Below are 1,873 nucleotides of genomic sequence, written 5' to 3'. Positions count from 1 at the left end.
GTGCGCCCGGCAGGGCGCATTCACTTGGAGGTGAAAGTCCTCTACACGCCCGGCAAGGGGAAGTGTTAGCCGGAGGCAAGGGTGTCGCGGGCGACTGCGAATCTGAAGGAAGCCCGAGGCAAAGCGCTGGCCTGACGAACAGGAAGCGGATATGAGGCGACGCATTGGGGTAAGGCAGCGATAAAGGTCAAAGCCCGAAACTTGCACGGAACGATGCGGCGTATATCCGACAGGCATAAGCGTGAAGGTGGGTGCGCAATACCCGGGGAGATCTGCACGGCTGCCAAGGGGCTACCGGCGTCGAGAGGCGCTGGGATGGCTGTGCAGAAGTCAGCCGAGGCCATAGTAGGTGCGGTATGACCGAAGGGCCGAACATGAAGGACCGCGATTAGGACGGTGGAGACTCGATGCGAGCCGAAGAAGCACAAGCCCGTGGGAACGGGGCCATGACGCAGGAGCCGGGGCGGAACCTCGGGGATGGCGCGCGTGGTGCTGAGGCTGGTACGGCGGCCACCGGGCAAACGAAAGCGGAGGGACCATCGTTGATGGACGCGGTGGTTGAACGTAGCAACTTGTGGCAGGCGTATCAGAGGGTGGTCCAGAACCGCGGCGCACCGGGAGTCGATGGCTTATCGGTGGAGCAGTTCAAGGACTGGCTGAAGATGCACTGGCCGAGCGTGAAGGTAGCGTTGTTGGACGGACGGTATATGCCGGCGGCGGTGCGAGCAGTGGATATACCCAAGCCTGCGGGCGGGGTAAGGACGCTGGGCATCCCGACGGTATTGGACCGACTGATTCAGCAGGCGCTGCACCAGGTACTCCAACCGATCTTCGAGCCTGGGTTCTCCGAGTCGAGCTACGGCTTCCGGCCGCAGCGCAGCGCACAGCAGGCGGTGCTGGCGGCACAGCGGTATGTGCAAGAAGGTCGCCGCTGGGTGGTGGACATCGACTTGGCGAAGTTCTTTGACAGGGTCAACCACGACATCCTGATGGCGCGGGTGGCTCGGCAGGTGAAGGACGACCGGGTGCTCAAGCTGATCCGGCGCTACTTGGAAGCGGGACTGATGCGTGACGGGATGGCGCCGGCGCGCCGGGAGGGAACGCCGCAAGGCGGACCACTCTCGCCGCTGCTGTCGAACATCTTGCTTACAGATTGGGATCGCGAGCTGGAGCGACGCGGTCATGCATTCTGCCGCTACGCGGACGACTGCAACATCTATGTCCGAAGCAAGGCGGCGGGGGAGCGGCTGTTGAAGCAGATGACGATGTTTCTTGAGAAACGGCTGAAACTGCAGATCAACGAAGCGAAGAGCGCGTGTGCACGGCCCTGGGCGCGCAAGTTCCTGGGCTACAGCGTGACAGCGCATCGTCAGGCCCGGCTGCGTGTTGCGTCCGAAAGCGTCAAACGACTGACGGCGCGTGTAAAGGAACTTATGCGCCAGGGGCGGGGCAGGAGCCTGAGCCATACGATCGAGGTGCTCAACCCAGTACTTCGCGGCTGGCTCAACTACTTCCGTCACACCCAAGTGAAGGGCGTGCTGGAGGAACTGGACGGGTGGCTAAGACGGCGATTGCGATGCCTCTTATGGAGGCAAGCCAAGCGCCGTCAACGCCGCACTGCAATGCTGCGTCGCCAGGGGCTAACGGAAGACCGCGCTCGGCGCTCGGCCTCCAACGGACAAGGTCCGTGGTGGAATGCCGGGGCTAGCCATATGAATGCAGCCTTCCCGAAGCGCTGGTTTGATGCCTTGGGGCTGGTTTCGCTGCTCGATACTCAGCGGCGCCTCCAGCGTTGTTCATGAACCGCCGTATGCGGAACCGCACGTACGGTGGTGTGAGAGGGCGACGGGGGCAACCCCGTCCCCTACTCGAT

The 1,873-nt window shown here is 62.9% G+C and carries 1 protein-coding gene; it reads left to right on the top strand.

Annotation, left to right across the window (positions count from 1 at the left end; genetic code table 11):
- Positions 1-407: 407 nt before the first annotated feature.
- Complete coding sequence (ltrA, locus tag B0G57_RS30700; protein ID WP_102607432.1) at positions 408-1,802, top strand: group II intron reverse transcriptase/maturase; 1,395 nt, start codon at positions 408-410, stop codon at positions 1,800-1,802.
- The last annotated feature ends 71 nt before the right edge of the window (positions 1,803-1,873 follow it).

The sequence above is a fragment of the Trinickia symbiotica genome, from assembly GCF_002934455.1.
Classification (GTDB): Bacteria; Pseudomonadota; Gammaproteobacteria; order Burkholderiales; family Burkholderiaceae; genus Trinickia; species Trinickia symbiotica.
Note: the sequence above shows the minus strand (reverse complement) of the source record. Positions and strands in the feature narration are given on the sequence as shown.

Bases quoted from the DNA above. Each gene is read 5' to 3' on its own strand.
- ltrA (WP_102607432.1), top strand. From the start codon at position 408: ATGCGAGCCGAAGAAGCACAAGCCCGTGGGAACGGGGCCATGACGCAG.